This is a genomic window from Natrinema salsiterrestre (genome assembly GCF_029502005.1).
Taxonomy (GTDB): domain Archaea; phylum Halobacteriota; class Halobacteria; order Halobacteriales; family Natrialbaceae; genus Natrinema; species Natrinema salsiterrestre.
In genome coordinates this window covers 432487-455875 of record NZ_JAMQOT010000004.1, presented here as the reverse complement: position 1 = coordinate 455875, position 23389 = coordinate 432487, and the positions used below count along the sequence as shown (strand labels likewise).

Annotated in this window: 21 protein-coding genes and 2 pseudogenes; 11 read left to right on the top strand and 12 right to left on the bottom strand. The window is 65.0% G+C overall.

Annotated elements, in window-relative coordinates; genetic code table 11:
- Window positions 1-789: 789 nt before the first annotated feature.
- Both NDI89_RS14160 and NDI89_RS14155 read left to right on the top strand, forming a co-directional pair.
- Window positions 790-1545, top strand: a complete 756-nt coding sequence (locus tag NDI89_RS14160) for an RNA methyltransferase (RefSeq protein WP_277522253.1) — start codon at window positions 790-792, stop codon at window positions 1543-1545.
- Window positions 1546-1633: 88 nt separating this feature from the next.
- Window positions 1634-2671, top strand: a complete 1038-nt coding sequence (locus tag NDI89_RS14155) for a hypothetical protein (RefSeq protein WP_277522252.1) — start codon at window positions 1634-1636, stop codon at window positions 2669-2671.
- A 43-nt stretch (window positions 2672-2714) separates the two neighbouring features.
- Here NDI89_RS14155 and NDI89_RS14150 read toward each other — a convergent pair whose 3' ends face one another.
- From NDI89_RS14150 to btuC, 4 genes and pseudogenes are all read right to left on the bottom strand, one after another.
- The gene (locus NDI89_RS14150; protein WP_277522251.1) at window positions 2715-3386 is read right to left on the bottom strand and encodes an HTH domain-containing protein; all 672 of its coding nucleotides are present in this window, start codon (window positions 3384-3386) and stop codon (window positions 2715-2717) included.
- A 152-nt stretch (window positions 3387-3538) separates the two neighbouring features.
- Window positions 3539-5407 (bottom strand): Glu-tRNA(Gln) amidotransferase subunit GatE, encoded by a 1869-nt coding sequence (gene gatE, locus NDI89_RS14145; protein ID WP_277522250.1) that lies wholly within the window; start codon window positions 5405-5407, stop codon window positions 3539-3541.
- A 100-nt stretch (window positions 5408-5507) separates the two neighbouring features.
- Window positions 5508-6725 (bottom strand): annotated as a pseudogene (locus NDI89_RS14140) (ATP-binding cassette domain-containing protein); the annotation flags it as partial.
- 164 nt (window positions 6726-6889) lie between these two features.
- On the bottom strand, window positions 6890-7987 hold the full coding sequence (gene btuC / locus NDI89_RS14135; RefSeq protein WP_277522249.1) for a vitamin B12 ABC transporter permease BtuC: 1098 nt from the start codon (window positions 7985-7987) through the stop codon (window positions 6890-6892).
- A 60-nt stretch (window positions 7988-8047) separates the two neighbouring features.
- Between btuC and NDI89_RS14130 the strand changes: the two genes are divergently transcribed.
- From NDI89_RS14130 to NDI89_RS14115, 4 genes are all read left to right on the top strand, one after another.
- Window positions 8048-9109, top strand: a complete 1062-nt coding sequence (locus NDI89_RS14130; RefSeq protein WP_277522248.1) for a PGF-CTERM-anchored ABC transporter substrate-binding protein — start codon at window positions 8048-8050, stop codon at window positions 9107-9109.
- Window positions 9110-9206: 97 nt separating this feature from the next.
- Window positions 9207-9488 carry a signal recognition particle subunit SRP19 gene (srp19, locus tag NDI89_RS14125; RefSeq protein ID WP_277522247.1) on the top strand — a complete coding sequence of 94 codons (282 nt, stop codon included), beginning with the start codon at window positions 9207-9209 and terminating at the stop codon, window positions 9486-9488.
- A gap of 1 nt (window position 9489) precedes the next feature.
- Window positions 9490-9750, top strand: coding sequence for an H/ACA ribonucleoprotein complex subunit GAR1 (locus tag NDI89_RS14120; protein ID WP_277522246.1), 261 nt, complete (start codon window positions 9490-9492; stop codon window positions 9748-9750).
- 107 nt (window positions 9751-9857) lie between these two features.
- Window positions 9858-10928: a presenilin family intramembrane aspartyl protease PSH gene (locus tag NDI89_RS14115; RefSeq protein WP_277522245.1), complete on the top strand. Its 1071-nt coding sequence runs from the start codon at window positions 9858-9860 to the stop codon at window positions 10926-10928.
- A gap of 226 nt (window positions 10929-11154) precedes the next feature.
- Here NDI89_RS14115 and NDI89_RS14110 read toward each other — a convergent pair whose 3' ends face one another.
- From NDI89_RS14110 to NDI89_RS24060, 4 genes and pseudogenes are all read right to left on the bottom strand, one after another.
- Window positions 11155-12285, bottom strand: a complete 1131-nt coding sequence (locus NDI89_RS14110) for a sensor histidine kinase (protein ID WP_277522244.1) — start codon at window positions 12283-12285, stop codon at window positions 11155-11157.
- A 77-nt stretch (window positions 12286-12362) separates the two neighbouring features.
- Complete coding sequence (gene cysS / locus NDI89_RS14105; RefSeq protein ID WP_277522243.1) at window positions 12363-13877, bottom strand: cysteine--tRNA ligase; 1515 nt, start codon at window positions 13875-13877, stop codon at window positions 12363-12365.
- 137 nt (window positions 13878-14014) lie between these two features.
- Window positions 14015-14608, bottom strand: a complete 594-nt coding sequence (locus NDI89_RS14100; protein WP_277522242.1) for a mechanosensitive ion channel domain-containing protein — start codon at window positions 14606-14608, stop codon at window positions 14015-14017.
- A 109-nt stretch (window positions 14609-14717) separates the two neighbouring features.
- Window positions 14718-14831, bottom strand: a pseudogene (locus NDI89_RS24060) (DUF7509 family protein); the annotation flags it as partial.
- 140 nt (window positions 14832-14971) lie between these two features.
- Here NDI89_RS24060 and NDI89_RS14095 point away from each other — a divergent pair.
- Window positions 14972-15379, top strand: a complete 408-nt coding sequence (locus NDI89_RS14095) for a winged helix-turn-helix domain-containing protein (protein WP_277522241.1) — start codon at window positions 14972-14974, stop codon at window positions 15377-15379.
- Between the two features lie 54 nt (window positions 15380-15433).
- On the opposite strand, the gene NDI89_RS14090 is transcribed toward NDI89_RS14095, so the two are convergent.
- The gene (locus NDI89_RS14090; RefSeq protein ID WP_277522240.1) at window positions 15434-15946 is read right to left on the bottom strand and encodes a DUF7523 family protein; all 513 of its coding nucleotides are present in this window, start codon (window positions 15944-15946) and stop codon (window positions 15434-15436) included.
- A gap of 137 nt (window positions 15947-16083) precedes the next feature.
- Between NDI89_RS14090 and NDI89_RS14085 the strand changes: the two genes are divergently transcribed.
- The 4 genes from NDI89_RS14085 (at window position 16084) to NDI89_RS14070 (ending at window position 18958) form a co-directional block, all read left to right on the top strand.
- On the top strand, window positions 16084-16410 hold the full coding sequence (locus NDI89_RS14085) for a NifU family protein (RefSeq protein WP_277522239.1): 327 nt from the start codon (window positions 16084-16086) through the stop codon (window positions 16408-16410).
- 69 nt (window positions 16411-16479) lie between these two features.
- A complete protein-coding gene (locus NDI89_RS14080; protein ID WP_277522238.1) occupies window positions 16480-16737 on the top strand; it encodes a BolA family protein in 258 nt (85 codons plus the stop codon).
- A 149-nt stretch (window positions 16738-16886) separates the two neighbouring features.
- Window positions 16887-17390, top strand: coding sequence for a universal stress protein (locus NDI89_RS14075; RefSeq protein ID WP_277522237.1), 504 nt, complete (start codon window positions 16887-16889; stop codon window positions 17388-17390).
- Between the two features lie 152 nt (window positions 17391-17542).
- A complete protein-coding gene (locus tag NDI89_RS14070; RefSeq protein ID WP_277522236.1) occupies window positions 17543-18958 on the top strand; it encodes a class II fumarate hydratase in 1416 nt (471 codons plus the stop codon).
- Between the two features lie 139 nt (window positions 18959-19097).
- On the opposite strand, the gene NDI89_RS14065 is transcribed toward NDI89_RS14070, so the two are convergent.
- The 3 genes from NDI89_RS14065 to NDI89_RS14055 all read right to left on the bottom strand — a co-directional run bounded on the left by NDI89_RS14065 (window position 19098) and on the right by NDI89_RS14055 (window position 23136).
- Window positions 19098-21008 carry a hypothetical protein gene (locus NDI89_RS14065; protein WP_277522235.1) on the bottom strand — a complete coding sequence of 637 codons (1911 nt, stop codon included), beginning with the start codon at window positions 21006-21008 and terminating at the stop codon, window positions 19098-19100.
- Window positions 21009-21508: 500 nt separating this feature from the next.
- Window positions 21509-21940, bottom strand: a complete 432-nt coding sequence (locus tag NDI89_RS14060) for a universal stress protein (protein ID WP_277522234.1) — start codon at window positions 21938-21940, stop codon at window positions 21509-21511.
- Window positions 21941-22014: 74 nt separating this feature from the next.
- The gene (locus tag NDI89_RS14055) at window positions 22015-23136 is read right to left on the bottom strand and encodes a CNNM domain-containing protein (RefSeq protein WP_277522233.1); all 1122 of its coding nucleotides are present in this window, start codon (window positions 23134-23136) and stop codon (window positions 22015-22017) included.
- Window positions 23137-23389 lie beyond the last annotated feature (253 nt).

Below are 23389 nucleotides of genomic sequence, written 5' to 3'. Positions count from 1 at the left end.
GGTCGCCGCCCTCGCGCTTCTAATAGCGATCGATACCGGAAATCGGGGGCGGACACCCCCATCGCGGATGTAAGGTGTTCGTTTTCGACCCGTATGGGTTCGTTCTGTCCGGTACCCAAGAGAGAATCCCGTTTTTCGGTGGCGAACAGGATACCGACACTGCGTCCCGAAATCGACTCGGACGGAGACCAAACGAACAGTTCACTGATTCACCACGGGGGGCACACCCCCCTCGCGTTTGTAACGGCAATAGTGTGGGGCCAGAGAGAATTATCTCGAGATATTCAGAAATAGAGCCCTTATTCCATGGGAATTTACATCCGCGATGCAGGTGTGTTCCGTCGCAGGGTCCCCACACCTAGATACGCTTACAAACGCGAGGGGGGTGTGTCCCTCTCACATTATTTACCGACATGAGTGGCAAACACGAGAAACGGACCGTGTCACGATACGTCGCTCACCTGATCTCAGACCGGATTTCCGCTCCTTCTGAATTCTATTATAGATCGTAGACCGCTAGTTCTAGCTAGTCCTAGCTAGTTCTAGTTCGAAGACGGAAAGGAAGAAGACGGAAAGAAACGGTTCCAACTACCGTCACTCTCTCCGGTTTCCCCACCGAGTCATCGAGCGATCCGACAACGCGCTCCTTTTTGTCGTCCCGGTCAGTGTTCCGGGTATGAACGTAGCTACCGTTACGGCGTCGACCTCGAGAGTCGTTACTGCCGAACACACCGTGGGAGAGCGAGTACACAGCATCGCTCGCCATACACTCCTCCGACCGACGGACCGATGAGCGACGTGACGTCCGATACGGATGCGAGTCGGACCGTCCCGGCCGTCGCCGTCGTCGACGCCCAATCGCCCGGGAACGTCGGTACCATCGCTCGAGCGATGAAGAACTTCGGCTTCGAGGACCTCCTGCTCGTCGATCCGCCGGAACTCGATCCCGACGGCGAGGCGTACGGCTTCGCGGGACACGCTCGAGAGGACGTGCTCCCGAACGCGGAGGAGATCAGTTTCGACCACCTCGCCGAGAGCTATCACACGATCGGATGTACGGCGGTGACCAACGAAGACGACCGGAGCCACATGCGGTTCCCGTATTCGACGCCCGCCGAGTTGGCCGACCGACTACCGACCGTCGAGGCACCGACCGCCCTCGTCTTCGGTCGCGAACGCGTCGGCCTGACGAACGAAGAGCTCGCCCGGATCGACGAGATCTGCTCGATCCCGGCGAACGCCGACTACCCCGTGCTCAATCTCGGGCAGGCCGCGACGGTTACCCTCTACGAACTCCGCTCGCTCGCCCTCGAGGAAACCCAACTACCCGACGTCGAGCGCGTCCGGGCCCCCGAGCCGACCGTCGACCGGCTCTACGACCAGTGGGCGGCGCTGCTCGAGGAGATCAATCACCCCGAAGAGAAGCGAGACAAGACGATGCGGATGCTTCGACGGGTGTACGGACGGGCCGACCTCACGGAACGGGAGGCGAACACGCTGCTCGGTCTCCTCCGGCGGGCGACCGAGCGGCCGGCCGAAAACTGACCGACCGATAGAGTCCTGTCAAACCGCTCAAAACAGCCCCGCTCGGTGGCCAGTACAGTAATACGGTCCCAGTAACCAGCAACAGGGGATGACCGACCTTCACCGACGGAAGGCACTGAGTTTACTCGGCGGCGGAATGGCGCTCCTCGCCGGGTGCTCGGAGTCGTCCGACGGAAACGGCAGCGGTACCGACGACGAGGGCAACGAGGACGACAGCGACCAGCCCGTCGGCGACCTCCCGTCGTACGCCTCGGTACTCCCGACGAACGAGCGCTCGGCGTACTTTTACGGGGCGATCGACGTCAATACGATGAATACCCTGCTCGACGACGAGGGTGCCGAGGCGGGGCAGGAACCGACGGACCCGCTCGTCGCCAACCCCGTCGTCGTCGCGCTCCTCTGTTCGTTCGGGCTCCAGCAACTCGGAACCTCTGCCGGCCGTGACGCGTATCTCGGAAACAACGAGACGGCTGACGGCGAGGAACAGTTCGTCTACGCCGACGGCGTCTACGCGCTCGTCGGCTCGTACGACCGCGACGGCCTCGCGACGGATCTCGAGTCGGGCGGCTATACGGTCGAGAGCGAGGGAGACGCGTACGTCGTCTACAGTGACGGCGAGAGCGACGAGATCGTCGGCGTCTCCGGCGACGTGTACGCGTATTCGTACACGAGCGGGAGCGACTCCGACTTCGACCCGGTCGCAGCCGTCGAGCGAACGGTCGCGACGGCGGCGGGCGATCGAGAGCCGAAACACGAGGCCGACGAGGCGTTCGATCGCCTGCTCCGCGCCGGCGAAAACGGCGGAATCGCCTGCTGTCTGTACACTGACAGCGACGAGTTCGCGTCCGAGACGCTCGCGGACGATCAGGCGAGCGACGAGGACAGTCTCCAGTTCGAATTCGGCACCTTCGAGAGGTCTTACGGCGTCCACCAGCAACTCGCGGTCACCGGAGCGGACTCGGCCGCGACCGCCAGCGCCGTCGTCACCTACAGCAGTGAGGAACTGGTCGACCGGGCGCGTCTCGAGTCGGCGCTCGGAACGGAGGCGGAAACGGTCGATTTCGTCACGACCGGGTCGACGGTCGAAATCGACGCCGAGTACGGCGGGGAGTTCGCCACGGAATAGGAGGAGATCCCGTCTCGGCCGGACCTGTTCGCCGCGCTCTCGGTTATTGTGTACTCGTTTCAACGACCGACGATCCGCGGTCTCGCGCGGGCCGCTCCGACTGCGACTCGCGTCGGCCGGACCGGGTGACGGTCCCGACCCACCCGCAATCGCGACAGCCGAACAGCCCTTGCCCGTCGATCAGCGTCCCGCCGCAGTCGGGGCAGTTCGTCGACGACGTCGATTCGAATTCCTCCGCTGCAGGCTCGCTCGAGCCGAGCGGCGTCGGAAGCTCGCCGGTTCGGAGCGTGGCGATCGCGTCGTCGGTAGTGTACGTCTCGTCGGTCGTCTCGTCGGAGTGGGGGAAGACGCCCAGCAGTTCGTCGTCGGCGTAGAGCTCGAGACAGAGCAGCGGCGTCACGAGGAGGTCTCGCGTCTTCCCGGTCACCTGAGACGTGGTCGAGCGCTCTCTGAACGGCGGCCGAACGGTCACACCGCGCTCGTCGGCCCACTGCGCGAACGTCTCGTAGTTGGTGAGGACTTCCTGATGCGGACTCTCCTCGGACAGTGCGACTTCCTTGGGCCAGCTCCGGATCAGCAGGTCGTCGATCGCGCCCTCCGATTCGCAGGCCTGCAGCGTCTCGATCTGTTCGTCGATCGGCTCGAGCAACAGCGGCGCACGCACGTGACACACCGTGGTTAGTTCCACAGCGTCCGTCTCTCTCGTCTGGGTCATGGGTCACGTGATCGGGCAATGTGTGATCCAATAAATGTTTTCGACGGTGCAGATATCCGGGAGTACCCGGCTCGGAAGACGATCTCCGTCGACGGAACATCGGACGGACTGCTCGAACGAAATGGTGGACTAACGGGGACGTCGTCGGCCGGTCAGGCCCGCTTCTGGATCTCCTCGCGGAGGAATTCGCTGACGAGGTCGCCGTCGGCCTTCCCTCGCAGCGCACCCATGCACTCGCCCATGAGTCCGGAGAAGGCTTGCATTCCCTCTTCCTCGACCTGTCCTTCGTTTCGTTCCACGACCTCGACGACTGCCTCGCGGACCTCGTCCTCCTCGGCGCCGCCGAGGCCGGCTTCCTCGGCCGCCTCTTCGGCCGTTCGATCCGGCTCCTCGGCCAGCGCCGCGAGCAGGTCCGGCACCCCCTCGTTCGGGAGGTCGCCGTCCTCGACCAGTCGGAGGACGCCCTCGAGGTGATCGCGGGTCAGGTTCTCGACGGGCGCGCCGTCCCGGCGGACCTCGGTCAGCGTGGACTCGAGCGTCGTCGCGGCCAGCGTCGGATCGACACCGTCGGCCACGACGTCCTCGAACAGCGGCATGTACTCGCCGTAGGCGACCTGCTCGGCCAGTCCCTCGCCGAGCCCGTACTCCGCCTGATAGCGATCGACCTTCTCGGTCAACAGTTCGGGTTCGGGAACCTCGCTCGGATCCGGCTCGACCGGCGGCACGTCCGTTTCGGGGTACATCCGCGCCGCGCCGGGCAGCGGTCGCAGGTAGCGGGTCGTTCCATCGTCGTTCGCGCCGCGGGTCTCCTCTGGAACGCCCTCGAGTGCGGTTTCCGCGCGCTCCGCGGCGGCCTCGATGGCGGATTCCGCGATCTCGGTCTCGGCGGCGACGATCGCGACGGCGTCGTCCGGCCCTGCGCCGACGGCGTCTCGAAGCGCCGCAACTTCGTCTTCGGTGACCCCGTATGCAGGTAGTTCGTCGGTGTGGAAGATCCCGCCCGCGCCGTGGCGTTTCGCGTGGTCCGAGAGCTCGGTTCCGAGCCGGCGATCGGGCGCGATCTCGCGACCCACGATCCCGTCGAACCCGTACAGCGGGACGGCCGTGACGGACCCGCCCGAGTTCAGTGCCCCCGCAACGACGCCGCTGTCGGTGTCCTCGAAAACCCCGGTCACGTCCTGCACGTCACCGACCGACGCGTCGCGATCCGCGAGTTCGTCGCGGATGTCGACGAGTTCCGCCTGTCGGGCGACCTCGTTGCGCACGATATCGTCGATGTCGTCGAGGCTCTGAACGCCCTTGATCTCGACGCGAGCGCCCTCCTCGATGGAGACGTTGACGTCCTGGCGGATCGTCCCGAGTCCGCGCTTGACTTTCCCCGTCGAGCGCAGCAACATGCCGATCCGCTCGGCGGCCTCGAGGGCCTGTTCGGGCGAGGCGATGTCCGGACTCGTGCCGATCTCGACCAGCGGAATTCCCAACCGATCCAGACTGTAACGCACGCCGTCGTCGGTCTCTTCGACGCGCTGGGCGCTCTCCTCCTCGAGCAGCATGTCCTCGATCCCGACGGGCCCCTCGCCGGTCTCGATCTCGCCGTCGGTGGCGATCAGCGACGAGCGCTGGAAGCCCGTCGTGTTCGAACCGTCGACGACGATCTTGCGCATGACGTGGGCCTGATCGACCGGCTTCATGTCCATCAGCTGGGCGACCTCGAGGGTGGTCTCGAGGGCCTCCTCGTCGAGCTCGTGGGGCGGTTCGTCGTCCTCCTCGACGAGACAGGTCGAGTCGTACGCGAGGTACTCGAACTCGCGTTCGACCTTGCTCTCCTCGACGGCTGCGTCGTCGAGTTCGCCCAGTTCGCTCCGGGTCGGATGGAGGTAGCGCGTAAAGGTGCGCGTCGACGCCTCGGGTTCGCGGAGGTCGGTCGGACACTGGCAGAACAGCTTCGTCGCCGTATCCAGTTGCTGGTGGATTTCCAGCCCGGCGACGAGTCCGAGATCCTCGTAGTCGTACTCGGTCATTGGCGGCCACTCGGTGGCGGAGGGGTAAAAAACCGTCCAGTCCGGCTCGCCGAACCCGGTTCCGTCGGTGCCGGCGCTCCCGACAATCTCGACGCGCCAATTATTCGCCGTCCGAATCGATCGGCACCGACGACTGCGGCCCAGATCGGTTCCCCTCGGCCGCCGTGACTGCCTCGAGCACGCGACTCACTGGCACCTCGAGCGCTCGCTCACGATATCGCTCGTAGCGCTCTCGAGCCGCGCCCCCGGCGAAGTTCCGCTCGGCGAACGACCGCGTTTCGATCACGACGAGCGAGTCCGACTCGTCGACGGTCTCGAGGATGCTCCGATTGCCCGATCCGACGACGAAATCGGCGAGCACCGTCGCATCGGCGTCTCGAACGAGCGTCGCGACGGTCGCCCGCTGCGCGGCGGAGATCGGTTCGAACGGATCGGTTTCGACGGTCTCGACGTCCAGCGACCGCGCCGTTTCGGCCGCGGCGTCGCCCGACGAAACGGGCCCGAGCGAGACGGCGACTCCCGCGGCCTCGAGTCGGGCGACGGCCCCGGCGGCGGCGGACCCGGACCCGAGCACGTGTACCCGATCCGGGAGCCGCTCCGGCTCCCGGTCGGCCGCGAACGCAGTCACCGCTTCGGTCCCCGTCACCGGGTTCGGTGTTACGACGGCGTTCGCATCGAAGGCATCCGCGAGCGCGCCGCCGGTGAGCACGCTCGAGGGGGGTCCGTCCCGGGCGACCGAGCCGTCGGCGAGCAACACGAGTCGATCGCAGTACCGCGCGGCCAGGTCCAGATCGTGAATCGCCGCGATCACGGTCCTGCCCTCCTCGACGAGTTCGCGGACCAGCTCGAGGGTCTCGACCTGATGGTTGATATCGAGACTCGCCGTCGGCTCGTCGAGCACCATCACCGGCGTTTCCTGCGCGATCGCCCGCGCGAGCACGACTCGCTGGCGCTGACCGCCGCTGATCTCGTCTATCGGCCGGTCGGCGAGTTCGGCCGTTCGGGTCCGTTCGAGGGCGTGCTCGACCGCAGCGCGATCGTCGGGACCGGGCGACGAGAACCGCGAGCGGTGTGGATGGCGACCCATTTCGACGACGTCGCGAACCGGGAAGGAAAACGAGAGCGAGGCGTCCTGCGGAACGACGGCGACGAGCCGGCTCGAGGTCCGCGAGGGAACGCCGTGGACGTCGACACCGCCGACCGTAACTGACCCCGATCCGGGCTCGAGCGCGCCGCTGATGACGCGGAGGAGCGTCGTCTTCCCGGCCCCGTTCGGGCCGACGAGGCCGACGAACTCGCCGGGCTCGATCGAGAGGGACACCGACTGAAGTACGGAGAGCTCGCCGAACGACAGCGAGCAGTCGTCGACGGTGATCGTCACCGGATCCGGGCTCGGTTCGGGACCGGGTTTCGACTCGGAGCGAGCGCCGGGGTCCGGTCCGGGGGCGACGCCGAACCGCTCCGTGAGCCGATCGAAGGCGGTCACAGCGATTGCACCTCCCGGCGAGTGAGCAAGAACAGGAAGAACGGCGCCCCGAGCGCCGCCGTGATGATGCCGACCGGGACGACGGCCGGTCCCGCTCGAGCGATCGTATCGGTGGCGACGAGGAACGATGCCCCCGCGAGCGCGCTGGTCGGTAACAGGATCCGGTGATCCGGCCCGACGATCAGCCGCATGATGTGGGGGACGACGAGACCGACGAATCCGATGACCCCTGCGACCGCAACGCCGGCGGCGGTCACGATGCTCGCCAGCGCGAGCAAGAGCAGTTTGGTTCGCTCGACCTCGATGCCGAGGTGGTGGGCGTCCTCCTCGCCGAGCAAGAGGACGTTCAGCTCCCGCCGGAACGCACAGAGGGCGAGGACGCCGACGAGCGTAATCGGTAGCGCGAACGCGACGTCGCTCCACTGGCTGTTGTTGAGATGCCCCATCATCCAGACGACGGCCTCCCGGAGCGAGTCCCCGCTGTGAACCAGCATGTACGAGATCATCGCACCCAGAAAGGCCTGGACCGCGACGCCCGCGAGCAACAGCGTCGCGACCGGCGTTCGCCCGCCCTCGGTAGCGATTCCGTAGACGAGAAAGGCAGTGCCGAGCGCGCCGACGAACGCCGAGAGACGGAGTCCGCCGAACGGAATCACTGCGGGAAAGGCGATCGCGGCGACCGCACCCGCTGCGGCACCGGAGGAGACCCCGATGATCGACGGATCCGCCAGCGGGTTCCGAAAGAACCCCTGCATCACCGTCCCCGCAGCGGCGAGTGCGAGTCCGACCGTCGCCGCGAGTGCGATCCGGGGTAACCGAACGTCCGCGACGATGATCTGACGCGTCGCCGGGACGTCGAAGGAAAAGATCGGGGCGTACTCGAGTCCGAGGGCCGGAACCGAGACGCCGAGTACGGGGACCGACCAACTGCCGACCGTCACGCCCGTCGGGAGGACGATCGCGTTCAACATCGCCATCGCGACCGTGAGAACGTCGATTCTGACCGGGCCGAGCGCGGCACTGCTGAGGACGACGGCGACCAGCACGACGAGAAGCCCCGCCGACCACGCCACCGTTCGGGCCGGTCGATACATACACAGCAACCAATCTTGCAGTAGGCAAATATTTGTTGAAGTGGGGCGGAGATAGAACAGATGCGACGATACCTACCCGTTTTCTTGGCCCTCTTGATCGCCGTCTCGGCGTTCGCTCCCGCCGGTGCCGCACAGTCCAACGGCGGATCCGAGACCGTGGCGTGTGAGTTCCCGCTCGAGGTGACCGACGCGACCGGTGAACAGATTACGCTCGACGAACGACCGGAATCGGTCGTCGCGCTCCAGCCCAGCGACGCCCAGACGATGTTCGAAATCGGTGCCGAGGACCGCCTCGTGGGAATGCCCGACAATCCGGCGACGAGCGACCTCGAGCTGGGTAATCGGACGGCCGTGACCGACACTTACCAGCTCGTTCCCGAGCGGGTGATCGACCTCGATCCCGACCTGGTCCTGGCCGCCAACGCGACGGAGAAGGAGTCCATCGAGCAGCTCCGCAATGCGGGACTCACCGTCTACCACTTCGAGACGGCCGAATCGATCGACGACGTCCGTTCCAACGTCGTAACGACCGGCGAACTCACCGGTGAGTGCGACGGTGCTCGAGCGACCGTCGACTGGATGGACCGGCAACTCGCGGTCGTCGACCGAGTCCTCGAAAGCGTCGACCGACCGCTGGCGTATTACGCGATGGGCGACGGCTATACCGCCGGATCGGGGACGTTCATTCACGAGGCGATGACGACAGCGGGCGTCGAAAACGTGGCCGATCGCGCCGACATTCAGGGATACGGACAGATCAATCCCGAAACGGTCGTCGACGAGAACCCCGAGTGGATCATCTACCCCGATGACAGATCGGAACCGCCGATTCACCAGTCGGTCGAGGCGACGACGGCGTTTCAGAACGACAACGTCCTCGCCGTCAACGCGAATCAGATGAGCCAGCCGGCCCCCCAGATCGTCTACGCGATCGTCGATATCGTCGAAACTGTCCACCCCGATGCCTACGAGCAAGCGAGCGACGATCTCGACGGGACGAACGAGAGCGATACCGACCCGGCCGACGGCGAACCCGCCGAGAGTCCGATTCCCGGATTCGGCGTCGTCGCGACACTGGTCGCCCTGCTAGCCGTCGTCGGATTCGTCTCGAGGCGGCGCTAACCGTCGACGATTCCCGGTGTCGTCGCTCCGTTCGGACGGCGTCTCTCGACGTATCGTTTTGAAAAGGGTTTACTCGCCTGACCTCGCAGGAACGCGCATGGTCGAGAACGTCATCTGGCCCGCCTATCTCGATGCGGACCTCTCGCGGGCCGAGGGACGGCGCGTGTCCGAGGATCTGGCGGTCGGGGAACCAACCGTCGACGAGATCGCGAAAGCCGTCCAGCAGATCGGGTACGACGCCACGATCGAGCGGGACAAAGCCTACTCCCGAGAGCACTGGGCCGACCGCGGCCGAGTCGTAGTTCGCGGGGCCGACGACTCGACGAAGAACGACCTCGTCCAGGCCGTCGCGGCCTACGTCGTCGCGATGCGTGAGTAACATGCATCGGGTTGGCACGGTGGTCCGTACCGCACAGGGGCTCGCGATCCTGCGGGCGGACGAGGTCGACGGTGGCGAGAGCGCCACCGCTATCGACGGCCACCGCGACGACATCGGGACGATGGTCATCGACGACGACCTCGAGGCGGTCGGCCGCGTGGTCGACGTCTTCGGTCCCGTCTCGAGGCCCTATCTGGCAGTGACGCCGGACGACGCCGTTCACCTCCCGTCGCTGGTCGGCTCGACGCTGTACGCGCGATAGCGGTACTATCGGTCGGACACCTCACCGCTTCTGCCCCGAATTTCGCACGTCTTCGTCGCGAATCCGGAGTGGAAAAACCAATACGAGCGGGGTGCCAACGCCGCGCCATGAACGACCGGACCCGGATCCTCGCTGCCGTCGGGACGACGGTACTGCTGTTTCTCGGCATTCAACTCGGTGCGCTCGCGCTGCTCGAGCCGTTCACCGAGTCGGGCCGGCAGGCCGTCGACGATCCCGAGAATCCGATCAACAGTATCCTCTACGTCGGCGTCATGCTCGTCGCGACCGGGCTCATGCTCGCAGCGTTCAGATACGATCTCGACTGGCTCATTCGACTCTTGCTCGTCGGGGTCAGCGTGATGATCTCGTGGTACGTCTTCGCCGAACTCGTCCCGGCGGTCGTCGCGCCGTTCGTGTCCGACGGCGTCGCGAGCGCCCTCGCGATCGTCGCCTCGCTGGCCGTCGGCGCGGCGCTACTGTGGTATCCCGAGTGGTACGTCATCGACGGTGCGGGGGTCGTGATGGGCGCCGGTGCCGCCGCCCTGTTCGGGATCAGTTTCGGCCTGCTCCCCGCCCTCGTGTTGCTCTCGGTGCTCGCGGTCTACGACGCCATCAGCGTCTACGGCACCGAACACATGCTGGACCTCGCCGAGGGCGTGATGGACCTCAAGATACCGGTCGTCCTCGTCGTCCCGATGACCCTCTCCTACTCCTACCTCGCGGCCGGTAGCACCGACGACGCTCTCGAGGACGGTAGCGCCGGGACCGAGGCCGACACCGAAGCGGCCGACGGCGGGACGGTCAGCGATGCGCAACCGGAGGCCAGTGCCGTCGACGCGGACGAGGCCCCTGAGAAAGACTCCGAGACTGACGCCGGCGCGCTCGATCGCGATGCGCTGTTCATCGGCCTCGGCGACGCGGTCATTCCGACGATTCTGGTGGCCAGCGCGGCCGCCTTCCTCGACGTCGGCGTGCTCGCGGTTCCCGGTATCGCGCTCAACCTCCCGGCGCTCGGGGCCTCGCTCGGAACGATCGCCGGGCTGCTCGTGCTCATGTACATGGTCCTCGAGGGACGAGCCCACGCTGGACTACCGCTTCTCAACGGCGGCGCGATCGGCGGCTACCTGCTTGGTGCCCTCGCGAGCGGGCTCTCGATCGCGACTGCGATCGGCCTCTGACTGCGGGAGCCGCCACTACTGACGCCGGCACAGCGTAGCAAATCCGGCTACAGACCTCCCGTTTCGAGTCCCCCATCACAGCCCGAATCGTCTGTGACGAGCTCGTGGCAGTGCTCGAGAGACGGAGCCATCATCTCCAAGCACCCGTGGTCCGGCGGGCGACGAAGTGATTATCGCGGAGCGGTCTCTCCTTCCCGATCACCGTTTGTGTGGCCGCTCGAACCGTCTATAGTTCGACGACCGAGACGTCTCTGACCTCGAATCTGGCACCGCCGTCGCGACCCGTCGTCACCGAAACCGACCAGCCGTGTGCGTCAGCGACTTCCGCGACGATCGCGAGGCCAAAGCCCGACCTGTCGTCGCTCGAGTAGCCCGATTCGAACACCTGCTCGCGCAGGTCGGCCGGAATCCCCGGGCCGTCGTCTTCGACGTAGAATCCATCGAACGCGGCCGAATCGGCCGTCCAGTCCGCGGCTGTCCCCTCGAGGTCGGTGCCGCCAACTGCCGGATCACCAGCCTCATCGATTTCGGCGTCCCTCTCGAGTGCGCCGATCTCGATCCGTACGCCGTCACCACCGTGTTCCACAGCGTTTCGGAACAGATTTTCGAAGAGATGGCTCACCAGCGAGACGCTCGCGCGGATCGCAACGTCGTCGACGACCGCGATGCTCGCAGATCCCGTCGAGACGTTCGCCCACGCCGTTTCGACTGCGCGCTCGAGCGACACGAGTTCCGTCTCCTCTACGGTCTCGATCGTGACCAGCGCCAGTGCGTCGTCGATGATCGCTTCCATTCGCTCGAGCGACGACCGCAGCGGACTCCGATCGCTCCCCTCTGCCTCGAGATCGATCTCGTCGTCCAACTCGAGCATCTCGGCGTGGGCCAGCGCGACCGATAACGGATTTCGAAGGTCGTGTGAGAGCAACTTCGCGAACGATTCCATTCGCTCGGCCTGTTCGGCGGTCCGTTGCTCGAGCAGTCGCCGATCCGTGATGTCGACGTGCATCGTCAGTACGAATCGCTCTCCATCGAGCTCGTAGGGTTTCACCTGCAGCATGAACCAGCCGTCCTCCTCGGGCGTGTGGCAGGGATACTCGAGGGAGAATTCCGGACAGTCGCCGCTCATGACCGCCCGGATCCCGCGTGCCGCCTCGGTCGCGTTCGCGTCGTCGCTGGCGTCGCAGACCGCGAGGTAGTTGTTACCGACCCCGCCGGCCCCCTCGGCCAGCCCCTGATCGACGCCGAAGGAGTCCCACGACTCGTTCGTGTAGACGATTTCCCCGTCGGCGTCGAGAATGGCGACGCGTGCCGGCAGGGCATCGAAGCCGGCAGCGGCAACCGAGCCTGTCCCACTCATACCGCCCATAGGGTTTCGACGTACTTGAGGCGTGTCGTCAGACCTGATCCGTGAGAACTGTCCGATCGAACCGCCGATTACTCCCCGGACGGCAGTCGATACGTCGAGCCGTCGTCCGTGTCCTGCACTTCGATCCCGAGCGCCTCGAGTTCGTCGCGCAACTCGTCGGCGCGCTCGTAGTTGCCGGCCTCGCGCTCTTGCTCGCGGACGTCGAGCACGAGGTCGACGACGTCGCCGGCGAGCTCCGCGGAGCCCGTCGTCTCGCCGGTAAAGGAGAGGCCGAGGATACGGCCCAGTTCCTCGAGGGTCTCGACGGCCTGCCGGAGCCCGCGGTAATCGTAGCCTGCACCTTCGTCACCGTCAGCGCTGCTCTCCTCGAGATGTCGATTGATCGCCGTCGCGACCGATAGCAGCGCGGACTGCGCTTCCCGCGTGTTGAAGTCGTCGTTCATCGCGGTCGCGAACGCCTCGCGCGCGGCGTCGACCTCGTCGCGGAGCGACTCGTCCGCGACTTTCGAACTGGCCGCCGGCGAGTCGAGTACCTCGACGGCCGCCTCGTAGCCGCGCTCGAGTTGCTCCCACCGCTCCCGGGCCTCGGCGATCGTCTCGTCGGAGTAGAGCTGTTTGCTGTTGTAGGAGCCGGCGGTCAGGAACGTCCGCATGACGTTCGTCCCCCAGCGATCGATCGCCTCGTCGACCGTGACGAAGTTGCCCAGGCTCGAGGACATCTTCTCCTCGTCCATCTGGAACAGTTCGCAGTGGAGCCAGTAGTTCGCGAACTGCTGGTCCGTCGCGGCTTCGGACTGTGCGATCTCGTTTTCGTGGTGGGGGAAGACCAGATCGCGCCCGCCGACGTGGATATCTAAGGTCTCGTCGAGGTGGGTCATGCTCATCGCCGAGCACTCGATGTGCCAGCCCGGTCGCCCCTCGCTCCACGGCGACTCCCAGGTCAGTCCCTCGGGCGGGTCGCCGCCGTGGTCGACGCCCTCGTGGCGGTGTTCCGCGACCGCGTCGGGATCGACGCCGCCGGCCTTCCAGAGCGCGAAGTCCGCCGGGTTCCGCTTCTCGGTGCGCTCGTCGGGATCGCCCTGAGACTCGATCTCGTCGAGTTCCTGGTTCGAGAGCTTGCCGTACCCGTCGAAACTGCTCACGTCGAAGTAGACCGACCCGTTCGACTCGTAGGCGTAGCCCTTCTCGATCAGCGTCTCGACGAGGTCGATGATCTCGGGGACGTGTTCGGACACTCGCGGATAGACCTCCGCGCGCAAGAGGTTCAGCGAACGCATGTCGTCGATCGTCCGCTGGATGTAGGTCTCCGCGACGTCGCCCTCGCTCTCGCCGAGGTCGTCCTCGCCGACGCGGGCGACGATCTTCTCGTTGACGTCGGTGAAGTTCTCGACGTGACGCACGTCGTACGAGAGGTGCTCGAGCCAGCGGTGCATGACGTCGACGTGGACCCACGACCGCGCGTGGCCCAGGTGTGGCGGATCCGAGACCGTCAGGCCACAGTAGTAGAGGAGAACGTTCTCGGGATCCTGTGGCTCGAACGGCTCTTTTTCGCCCGTCAACGTGTTCGTCACGTGCAGGGTCATTACCGACACTTCCCCCGGCCGAAAGTTAAACCGTGTGATGCTCCCCTGCGCCGCCCGTTCTCGAGCGCAAACCGATTCCCACGAGACGGGGGCCGCATCGTCGGCTCGTCTCGAGGATTCGACACTGTCGAAGCCGGCTACTCGGCGGGTGCTTCGACCCGTGATCCGCTCGCGGCGCTCGATTCGTTCGTCCACTTCTTCTCGACGTCGCGGTTCGCGAGGACGACCAGCGTCCCGTCGTCGGCCCGGATTCGCGTCTTCCGGAGGTCGATCTGCGCGACCGTTCCCGTGACCGAGGCCGTATTGACGGTGTCGCCGACCTCGAAGTCGGGATCGCGGAGCAGGTAGATGCCCGCGACCGTATCGGCGATCATCTCCTTGAGCGCGAACGCCACGCCCAATCCGATGAACCCGCCGGCCGTCCCCAAACTGGCCGCGACGTCACCCAGGCCGACGATCTTCAGGAAGGCGAGCGCGGCGCCGAACCAGAGGAACACGCCCACGATCGTCACGGAGAGATCCACGATGAGCCGCTGCTCGTCGGGATGCATTCGCTCGAGGACGGACCGGGTGACCCACAGCGCGACCTTGATCAGGAGGTAGGCGACCACCAGGAAGAGAACGCCCGAGATGACCTTCGGTAACGCCGTGATCGTGTCGTCGATCAGTTCGGAGAGGATCGCACTGGGAACCGGCTCGTCCGTGGGTTCCGAGACGGCCTGAATCAGCATACGGTATCGTTCGCCATGAGCCACAAATCAGTTGTGCTCGGCTGACTGTCCGTACTGAACTACTCTCTAGACAGATAGACTGGCGGAATTACAGTATCGAGACTGGTACTCAGTCGAGCGTCTCGAGATCACCGAATCGTTCGCGATTCATCGTCGTGACGACGAACCGTCGCACGATATCGACGAGTTCCGTTTCGGTCTCGTACGTCTCGATGCGAAGTTCCACGGGTTCGTACGACGGTCCAGATCACTAGCTATCCCTCGACCATCTGTGGAATCGTGAATAGAATATAAAGAAGGGCATTTTCAGCAGATGTTGGCCGAACAAGGACTAAGAAATCGGGAAGCGTAGTCTCCGATACTATGGGGTCGAACCGCGCACAAGTCGGCGACGATATTCCGGACGACCCGGACGATCTCCTCCCTGAGCAGAGTGTCCTCTCCCTCGACGAATATCTCGAGATGCAGGCTGCGATCGGGAACCGGACCCGATTCGAAATCGTGTACCGACTCTCTCGGACGGACGAACTGACCCCCACGGAACTCGATTCGGTGATGGACGTCGACGACAGCACCCTCCACTACCATCTCAGTAAACTCCGGGATGTCGGACTCGTCGAGAAGCGCGTCCGAACGGAACGGGACAGCGAGGGACTGTATACGTACTACAGAGCGACGATCCTCGGCGAAGTCATCCTCGAACACGGAGTTGAAGAACTCCTCCGCCGCGAGTGGGATTTCAGCGACGCGTACGATAGCAGTGCGGAATAACCCTCCGAAACTGACTATCCGAGGGTCCGGTTACGAGCGATCTATGGTCGGCTTTCACGCATTTCTCGTCGGCAGAATGCGCACTCGCTCGAGCGCGTCCTCGACCGCGCGAAGCGCGTTCGCACCCTCGAGTCGGTCGACCACGAGTACCATCGTTCCGTCGGTCACGCCTGCCGCCTCGGCCGAAATCGCCTCGGTCGAGAGCCGTGCGAGCACACCGGCGAGCGCATCCGTATCGACGTCGCCCGTTGCGACGATCGCCGTCTGATCACCGCTACAGGGGCCGAACGCTGCGCCGCCGACGGTCACGAGCGCGTCCGTTTCCCCGTCGGTGCCCTCGAGCGGTCCGATTCCGCTTTCCATTCGGACACGAACGTCGCGAGCGTCCGTCTCGTAGTTCGGCACCTCGTCGGCGTACCGTCGCAGTGCCGTCGCGATCGCGTCTGGTTCGCCGTCGACCTCGAGAAAGCGGGCGGCGGCGCTGTAGTTGACGATATCTGCCCGGAGGGCAGTCAGCAGAAACGGGTGGCGTTCGACCGCGCGGCGCGTCTCGGCTGCCAGTGACATATCCCACCCCGGGTCTCGAGTCGACATAAAATCGCGCTATTTCTGCCGCGGTCGCCCGGAGCAGTGATCGGCGGGTGCCTCGAGGCGAGAACCGATTCGCCCGACAGTATATACCGCTTCAGTTCCTCGTCTCACCCATGAGCGAGTCCGAAACGGAGCAGTCCCCCGAGGATGCCGTCCGCGAAGACGTGTCGCTGTTCCTCAAACGGAACTTCCCGCAGATCGAAGGTCACGGCGGCGAGTTCTCGATCACCGAGGTCGATCTCGAGGAGCGTCGCGTCTCGATCAACCTCACCGGGGCCTGTAGCGGTTGCGGGGTCAGTCCGATGACGACGCAGGCGATCCAGCGGCGGCTCCCGTCCGACATCGACGCCGTCGATCGCGTCTCCGTCACCACCGGGTTCGACGGGCTGGGCGACGGGAACTCGTCGGGCCGCGACGTTCCCTCCGACGTCCCCTTCTGAGCCGCGCGGAGCTCCGTCTGACTGGCCGGGACCGCGGCCCTTTTGCCGCGAGCGGCTCAGTTTCTCAGTATGAAGCCAGTCGACGTCGAGGACATCATCGAATCGAATCTCGAGAACGCGGAGGCGACGGTCACGCACGCGCGCGACGAACACGACGAGGACCACCTCGCCGCAACGGTCGTCTCGCCGGTTTTCGAGGACCTGCCGCTGGTGCAACAACACCAGAAAGTCTACGACGCGCTCGGCGACCACATGACGACCGACATCCACGCCCTCGAACTGTCGACGTACACGCCCGACGAGTACGACGACCTCGAGGCCGAATAGTCGGAGCGATCGGTTCTCCGCGATCGGCGGCTCCTTTCACCCCGTGAAACGGATTCACGGGTCGATACGCGTTCGAGTATTGAAAACATCCTCCGATGTGAATTATTTTCTGGACAATTATATGGTTCCGTGCCCAGTACGGTGACGTAATGGCAACGAAGTCGAGAGGGACGGACGAACCGGAGGCGGTCGGCTCTCACGACGCCGGTACCGAAACGACGACCCACCTGACGGGCTTCGACCGCGTCCTCGTCGCGATCGACGGCGAGTCGGACGACGCGGTCGGTGCGGTCGCCGTCGCGGAGGCCGCCCGTCACGACGCGCGAGTCGATGCGCTATCGATCGTTCGGATGAACGCGTCCGTCGATCAGTGGGACGTGGTCGTCGAGCGACGGGAGGAACGCGCCGAAGCGGCCCTGGATGCTGTCGACCACGCGGCGACCGAACCCGGCGTTCCGATCTCGAAGCGACTCCGATACGGCGACCCGGCCCGAGAAATCGTTCGGTACGCGGCGCACAACGGCATCGACCTCATCGTCATGGGCGAACCGACCCGGACCGGTCTCCGCCGGTACTTCTCTCGGACGAGCGTCACCGATCGGGTCCGCCGAACCGCCTCGGTTCCCGTACTCACGGTCCCCGTCGACGACTGACGCCCGCACGATAGCCGGTCCTCGACCTCGAGTCCGCTCGGGACGTGCGCGGAACGAGGCGAACGCGGCTCCGGTCGGTGCTCCGCGAGCGCTCGAGCGGACTATCTCGGCCTTTCGGTGGATTTTACCTGACTGGAGCCGAGGCTCCGCGTATGGCAGACGGAGACGACTACCGACTCGAGGAGGACAGCCTCGGCGAGATGCAGGTGCCAGCGGACGCCTACTGGGGCGCACAGACCCAACGTGCCATTCAGAACTTCCCCATCTCGGGGATCACGTTCAGTCGCCGGTTCGTCCGGGGGCTGGGCGTCGTCAAGAAGGCCGCCGCACAGGCCAATCGCGACCTCGGCCTGGTCGACGACGACGTCGCCGAGGCGATCATCGAGGCCGCCGACGAGGTCATCGCCGGCGAACACGACGACCAGTTCCCGGTCGACGTCTTCCAGACCGGCTCCGGGACCTCCTCGAACATGAACGCCAACGAGGTCATCGCCAACCGCGCCGCCGAGCTCATGGGCAGCGAGATCGGCGACCGCGTCGTCCACCCCAACGACCACGTCAACTACGGCCAGTCGAGCAACGACGTCATTCCGACTGCGATGCACATAGCCTCCCTCGAGGCCGTCGAGAAGGACGTCATCCCGGCGCTCGATACCCTCCGCGAGGCGCTCGAGGAGAAAGAAGCGGAGTTCGACGACGTCGTCAAGACCGGTCGCACGCACCTGCAAGACGCGACGCCGGTCACGCTCGGACAGGAGTTTTCGGGCTATCGGACGCAGGTCGAGAAGGGACTGGCCCGCGTCGATGGGGTTCGCGACCATCTCGGCGAGCTCGCGCTCGGCGGCACCGCGACCGGGACCGGTCTCAACACTCACGAGGAGTTCCCCGGCCGCGCGGCCGAATACATCACGAAGGAGACCGGCGTCCAGTTCCGCGAGGCCGACAACCACTTCGAGGCCCAGGCCGCCCACGACGCGATGAGCGAGGCCCACGGCGCGCTCCGGACCGTCGCCGGCTCGCTGAACAAGATCGCGAACGACCTCCGACTGCTCGCTTCCGGTCCCCGGAACGGACTCGGCGAGATCGAACAGCCCGAGAACCAGCCCGGCTCGTCGATCATGCCCGGGAAAATCAACCCGGTCGTCGCCGAGGCAGTCAATCAGGTCCACAAGCAGGTCGTCGGCAACGACGCCGCCGTCTCCGCCGGGGCCGCCGAGGGCCAGATCGACCTCAACCTCTACAAGCCCGTGCTGGCACACAACTTCCTCGAGTCCGCCGAACTCATCTCGAACGCGAGTCAGGTCTTCGGCGACCGCTTCGTCCGGAAACTCGAGGCTAACGAGGCCTACTGCGAGGACCGAGTCGAGCAGTCGATGGCGATGGCCACCTCGCTGAACGTCCACATCGGCTACGACAAGGCCAGCGAGGTCGCCAAGACCGCGCTCAAGGAGGACAAGACCGTTCGCGAGGTCGTCCTCGAGAAGGGGTATCTCACCGAGGAGGAGGCCGACGAGGTGCTCGACCCGCGGAAGATGACCGAGCGCGGCATTCTCGGACAGGACGACTGAACCGTCGACTGCCCTCCTACCGGATCCGGCGATTCCGTCCCCGATACTCTCGTGGAGCGATGGCCCAAGGCGCGAGTGAAACGGTGGTATCCGGCCGTAGCGTCGCGCTGCTTCAGCGCCGAAAGAATCGAGAGTCGGGTTAGCTCTCGTAACCGTTGAGCTGGAACTCCGCCTGTGCGACGTAGCCGGTGGTGCCCGCCGGGTGAGGCACTTCGTCCATCGAGGCCTCCATGATGAGCCAGAAGATGACCCGCTGGTCCTGTATCCCCTCGCCGTCGACGTACTGGGCGGGGTGGTAGAACTCGGCCTCCACTTCCCTGTCGTCCGTCCGGGTCACTTGGTCCTGTGCGGGGCCGATTTCGTCAGAGTGGGGACGAACGACGACGACCTCGAGGTCGCGGCTCATCGGCACGTCGATCTGCTCGCTCCCGTCGGGGTTGGAGAACCGGACCTTCTGGCCGGGTTCGCCCTCGAGGTAGAACTCGCTCTCGGGGGTGAGCCACTCCTCCCCGTCGAAGACCTGCGTCCGGACGCCGCCGTCGGTCGTTCCGGGCGTCGGCTCCAGGGCCGTGAGGTGGAGGTACTGCTGGACGACGGTCTCCTCGCCCTCCCAGTCCTCGGGGACGCCGTAGTTACGCAGTGCCTCGACCACGTAGCCGGGCCCGTGGCGTCGCCAGATGGGAACGATGCGGCCGTCCTCGAAGAACTCATAGGAGATGTTGTAGTTGTACGGCCCGAACTGCGCCCCGGAGTGGAAGTCGACGCTCCCGCGGCCCTGTGCCCCCGTGTGGTAGTGGGTCCGGAACTGGAAGCCCGAGGGATGCCCGCGTCGCGCGGGGTAGTCGATCTTCGCCAACTGGCCGGGGCCGCCGAAGGGGATGCTGTGGACGTCCCAGAAGATGTGGTGGCCGTTGATGACCGGCTCGTCGTCCGGGAAATACCACTCTCGGGTGTTGCGGCCCTCGCGCGGCGGGAGGCCGTACGCCGTCGGGGTGGCCATCGCGTTCATCGTGCTGAACACGGGGCTGCCGTTGTACTCGCCCCAGAAGGTCACGCCCTGGGTCTCGGGCGGCTCCCACCTGACGTTCCAGTTGTCCTGCTGGAACTGCTGTTCGGGCAGGGTTTCGAATCGATGGAACCCGTTGTTGGCGGTCTTCATCGGCCGTTTCTCCACGGGCACGTTCGGAACCTGCTCGAGGGCCGACTCGTCGTTCGTAGCCGTCTCCCGCGCCAGCTGCTGGACCGGATACCGAATGAAGTCGTCGACGATGTACGCTTTCAGGAACTGGGGATTGCCCTCCTCCCGGACGTCGAGGAACCCCGAGACGACGCTGACGCTGTCTTCGTCGACCACGTAGAGGACGATGGTCGACATCTCGTAATGGGCGAGGCCGCGGCCGCTCGTGATGCTCTCGGCCACCTTGAACATCGGCCAGAACTCTTTCCCCTCCACGTACTGCTGGACCTCCTCCTGGTCGAGCACGATCTGGCCGCGTCGGACCTCCTCCTCCGTGTACTCCTCGGTCCACTGGACGTCGGTTGGCTCCTCGATCTGCAGCGCGACGATCTCGTTCCGTCGCCGGTCGATCAGCCCGTAGATCGTCTGCCGATCGACCGCCGTGACGTCGAACGTTCCCGTCTCGAGGCTCCCGTCGACGGTGTAGTCCGTCGGCCCCTGGATACTGATCGCGTCGAGGTGGTTCGTCAGCGCCTCGTAACTGATGAAGTGGGCGATCCAGTCGCCCGCGACGCGGTTTACCTCCGGGTCACGCAACAGCGTCTGAATCGCCTCCTTGCGGCGGTGAACGTTGAGTATCTCGTAGTTCTCCTCGTGGAAGTCTCGCGGGCCGACCCGTTCGGCCAGGTCGATGCGCTGCTGTGCGTCGGGTAGCTGCGGTTGCTCGTCCGTGGTGACGACCTCGTCGCCCTGACCGTTCTCCTGGGCGCCGACAACGCCTGCTTGCAACCCGAGTACGGTGGCAGCTCCGGTCGCCCTCATGAACCCCCGTCGATACCACTCCTCCCCGTGACGCATGTCATCTTCTGACATGGAGGGAGTCCTACCCCGTCATCCATCTTAATGGTGGGGTACATTCGCGAGAATTAAGTGATATTTGCGGAGGAATCACGCTAGAGAACGCATATCACGATAACTGACACTGTATCCGCACCGTTACTGTCGAGAGTAGAGACAGGTGAGTCGTTGTTCCCGCCTCCGTTCCGTCTGTGGAGTGTAGGTGACCCCTACTCCGTTTCAGCAAATTTCACTTCCCACTGCTGACGAACGATTGCAGCGACGCCGTAGCTACCCGAAACGTGTGCCCTCCAGTCCGGGTGCTTCGCGGCGAACGGAAGCGATCCCGGTTTCGGATCCCGTCCCGTCTTCGGGGCCGACGAAGCCCCCGCCCGTCTTTCCGGACGATATTTCGGCCTCACCGCCGGAGAACCGCTCACGCCACACGCTCTGGGTGTCGTTTCCTCGTACTACACGGTATCTTCACGGATGACTCCGAGTCAAGCCACTCCTTCCGATACGCAGTTCGTCTCCGTTTATCGCCGTGCGATTAGCACGGGCGTATCGACCGTGCGCACGACCCGATCAGTCGTGCTTCCGAGCAGGTGCTCTTTCAGCCCCGAGCGCCCGCTCGCACCCATGACGACGAGGTCGACGTCGTGGTCGGCAACGTGCTCGACGATCACCTCGCGGGGATCCCCTTCGCGCGTGAGCCGCTCACAGTTCACCCCGACCGTTTCCGCCCGACTCACGGCGTCGTCGAGGGCCGACTCGGCCTCGTCCTCGAGCGTCTCGGTGAGCTGCGGCGCGATGGACCCGGACGCACCCGCCGACATCTCCGTCCCCACGTCCACGACGTGGAGGAAGTGAACCGTCGCCGCCTCTCCGTTCGCGATCGCGACGGCTTGCTCGACCGCCGCCGTACTCGAATCGCTCCCGTCGGTCGGCACGAGAATATCGTCGTACACGGCCATCGAATTCACCGCCACGCGAAAAAATCAAACGCGCGCAGCAGCCGGCCGATGCGACGGTCCGCGACCGATCACCGATCGATCGGTTCGAGCTCTGCTTGATCGAGAGGGTCCTCGATATCACCCATCACCGCCTCGAGCAGGTCGGTCACGGTGACGAGCCCGACGACGTCGCCGTCGTCGGACTGCGTCCGACCGCTCGAGGAACGTGGTTCCTCGCTGTCCTCGATGACCAGCGCGAGCTCCTGACTCTCCGTCTGGAACTGGTCGATCGCGTCGCTGACGTTCGTGTCCGGCGAGAGCGTCATCGGCGGGGCCGCGAGCTCCTCGAAGTCGATGGTCCCGTCGGCCAGCTCCTGCCGATGCCGGACGAATACCGGCGTGTAGACGATCCCGCGGAAATCGGTCAACTCCGCACCGACTAACGGATAGCGTGTCTGTGGCCGTTCCTCCATCTTCCGGAAGTTCTCCACGGGGTCGGCCGTCGTCGACAGCGCGACGATTTCCTCGGGAGACACCATCACGTCCCGGATCGACCGGTCGCCGATATTGAACGCGTTCAGTACCTCTTCGCGGCGCTCCTCCGGGAGGTCGCCCTCCTCGAGGACCGACCCGAGTCGGTTCCGGAGGTCTGCCCGCGATTCGATGACGTCCTCCTCGGTCTCGAGCCACGCGCCGGTCATCTCGATCCCGAAGAGTTTGAGCGTTAGCTTCGCGATGCTATCCCCGAGCGTGATGATCGGCGAGATGATCCAGTAGAACCAGTACAGCGGCGCTGCGCCGTACCGACAGACCATCCGGGACCGCTCGACGCCGAGATACGTCGGCGTCTGTTCCCCGTGAGTCAGATGCACGAGGTTGATGATCAGGAAGGCGAGGATCGCGCCGCTCCCGATCGTGGCCAGAACGGTGTTTTCGAACACCGGTTCGAAGATCGCCGCCAGCGCCGGTTCGGCGACGATACCGACGGCGATACTCGAGGCCGTAATCCCCACCTGACAGGTCGTGAGGTACAGTTCGAGGTCGTCGGTCATCGCCCAGGCTCGCTCCAGTTTGGGATTGCCGTCGACGAACTCCTCCTCGGTAAACTGTCGGGCACGGGTCAACGCGAACTCGATGGCGACGAAGAAGGCGTTCGCCAGGATGAGCAACGCCCCTACGAACAACCGCCCGCCGATTACGAATGCGTTCATCGCGACGACGTTGGAACGCCGGACACAAATTCGGAGGGGATTTCGACCGAATGAAATCGGGCGATCGACGGACAGAGTGACACGGGACCGACACCATCGCGACGGGGACTGCCGGACGAGGTTGCGGCCGATCTACCAGCTACCGGAATACTCGGTAGCGAGTAAACACGGATACGGGTCGTTCTTTTTTCCCGATCGGTCCTCGACAAATCGGGTCAATGGCGGCGAATCAGTACGCTATGGAGCGGAATAA

Bases quoted from the DNA above. Each gene is read 5' to 3' on its own strand.
- NDI89_RS14160 (WP_277522253.1), top strand. From the start codon at position 790: ATGAGCGACGTGACGTCCGATACGGATGCGAGTCGGACCGTCCCGGCC.
- NDI89_RS14155 (WP_277522252.1), top strand. From the start codon at position 1,634: ATGACCGACCTTCACCGACGGAAGGCACTGAGTTTACTCGGCGGCGGA.
- NDI89_RS14150 (WP_277522251.1), bottom strand. From the start codon at position 3,386: ATGACCCAGACGAGAGAGACGGACGCTGTGGAACTAACCACGGTGTGT.
- gatE (WP_277522250.1), bottom strand. From the start codon at position 5,407: ATGACCGAGTACGACTACGAGGATCTCGGACTCGTCGCCGGGCTGGAA.
- btuC (WP_277522249.1), bottom strand. From the start codon at position 7,987: ATGTATCGACCGGCCCGAACGGTGGCGTGGTCGGCGGGGCTTCTCGTC.
- NDI89_RS14130 (WP_277522248.1), top strand. From the start codon at position 8,048: ATGCGACGATACCTACCCGTTTTCTTGGCCCTCTTGATCGCCGTCTCG.
- srp19 (WP_277522247.1), top strand. From the start codon at position 9,207: ATGGTCGAGAACGTCATCTGGCCCGCCTATCTCGATGCGGACCTCTCG.
- NDI89_RS14120 (WP_277522246.1), top strand. From the start codon at position 9,490: ATGCATCGGGTTGGCACGGTGGTCCGTACCGCACAGGGGCTCGCGATC.
- NDI89_RS14115 (WP_277522245.1), top strand. From the start codon at position 9,858: ATGAACGACCGGACCCGGATCCTCGCTGCCGTCGGGACGACGGTACTG.
- NDI89_RS14110 (WP_277522244.1), bottom strand. From the start codon at position 12,285: ATGAGTGGGACAGGCTCGGTTGCCGCTGCCGGCTTCGATGCCCTGCCG.
- cysS (WP_277522243.1), bottom strand. From the start codon at position 13,877: ATGACCCTGCACGTGACGAACACGTTGACGGGCGAAAAAGAGCCGTTC.
- NDI89_RS14100 (WP_277522242.1), bottom strand. From the start codon at position 14,608: ATGCTGATTCAGGCCGTCTCGGAACCCACGGACGAGCCGGTTCCCAGT.
- NDI89_RS14095 (WP_277522241.1), top strand. From the start codon at position 14,972: ATGGGGTCGAACCGCGCACAAGTCGGCGACGATATTCCGGACGACCCG.
- NDI89_RS14090 (WP_277522240.1), bottom strand. From the start codon at position 15,946: ATGTCACTGGCAGCCGAGACGCGCCGCGCGGTCGAACGCCACCCGTTT.
- NDI89_RS14085 (WP_277522239.1), top strand. From the start codon at position 16,084: ATGAGCGAGTCCGAAACGGAGCAGTCCCCCGAGGATGCCGTCCGCGAA.
- NDI89_RS14080 (WP_277522238.1), top strand. From the start codon at position 16,480: ATGAAGCCAGTCGACGTCGAGGACATCATCGAATCGAATCTCGAGAAC.
- NDI89_RS14075 (WP_277522237.1), top strand. From the start codon at position 16,887: ATGGCAACGAAGTCGAGAGGGACGGACGAACCGGAGGCGGTCGGCTCT.
- NDI89_RS14070 (WP_277522236.1), top strand. From the start codon at position 17,543: ATGGCAGACGGAGACGACTACCGACTCGAGGAGGACAGCCTCGGCGAG.
- NDI89_RS14065 (WP_277522235.1), bottom strand. From the start codon at position 21,008: ATGTCAGAAGATGACATGCGTCACGGGGAGGAGTGGTATCGACGGGGG.
- NDI89_RS14055 (WP_277522233.1), bottom strand. From the start codon at position 23,136: ATGAACGCATTCGTAATCGGCGGGCGGTTGTTCGTAGGGGCGTTGCTC.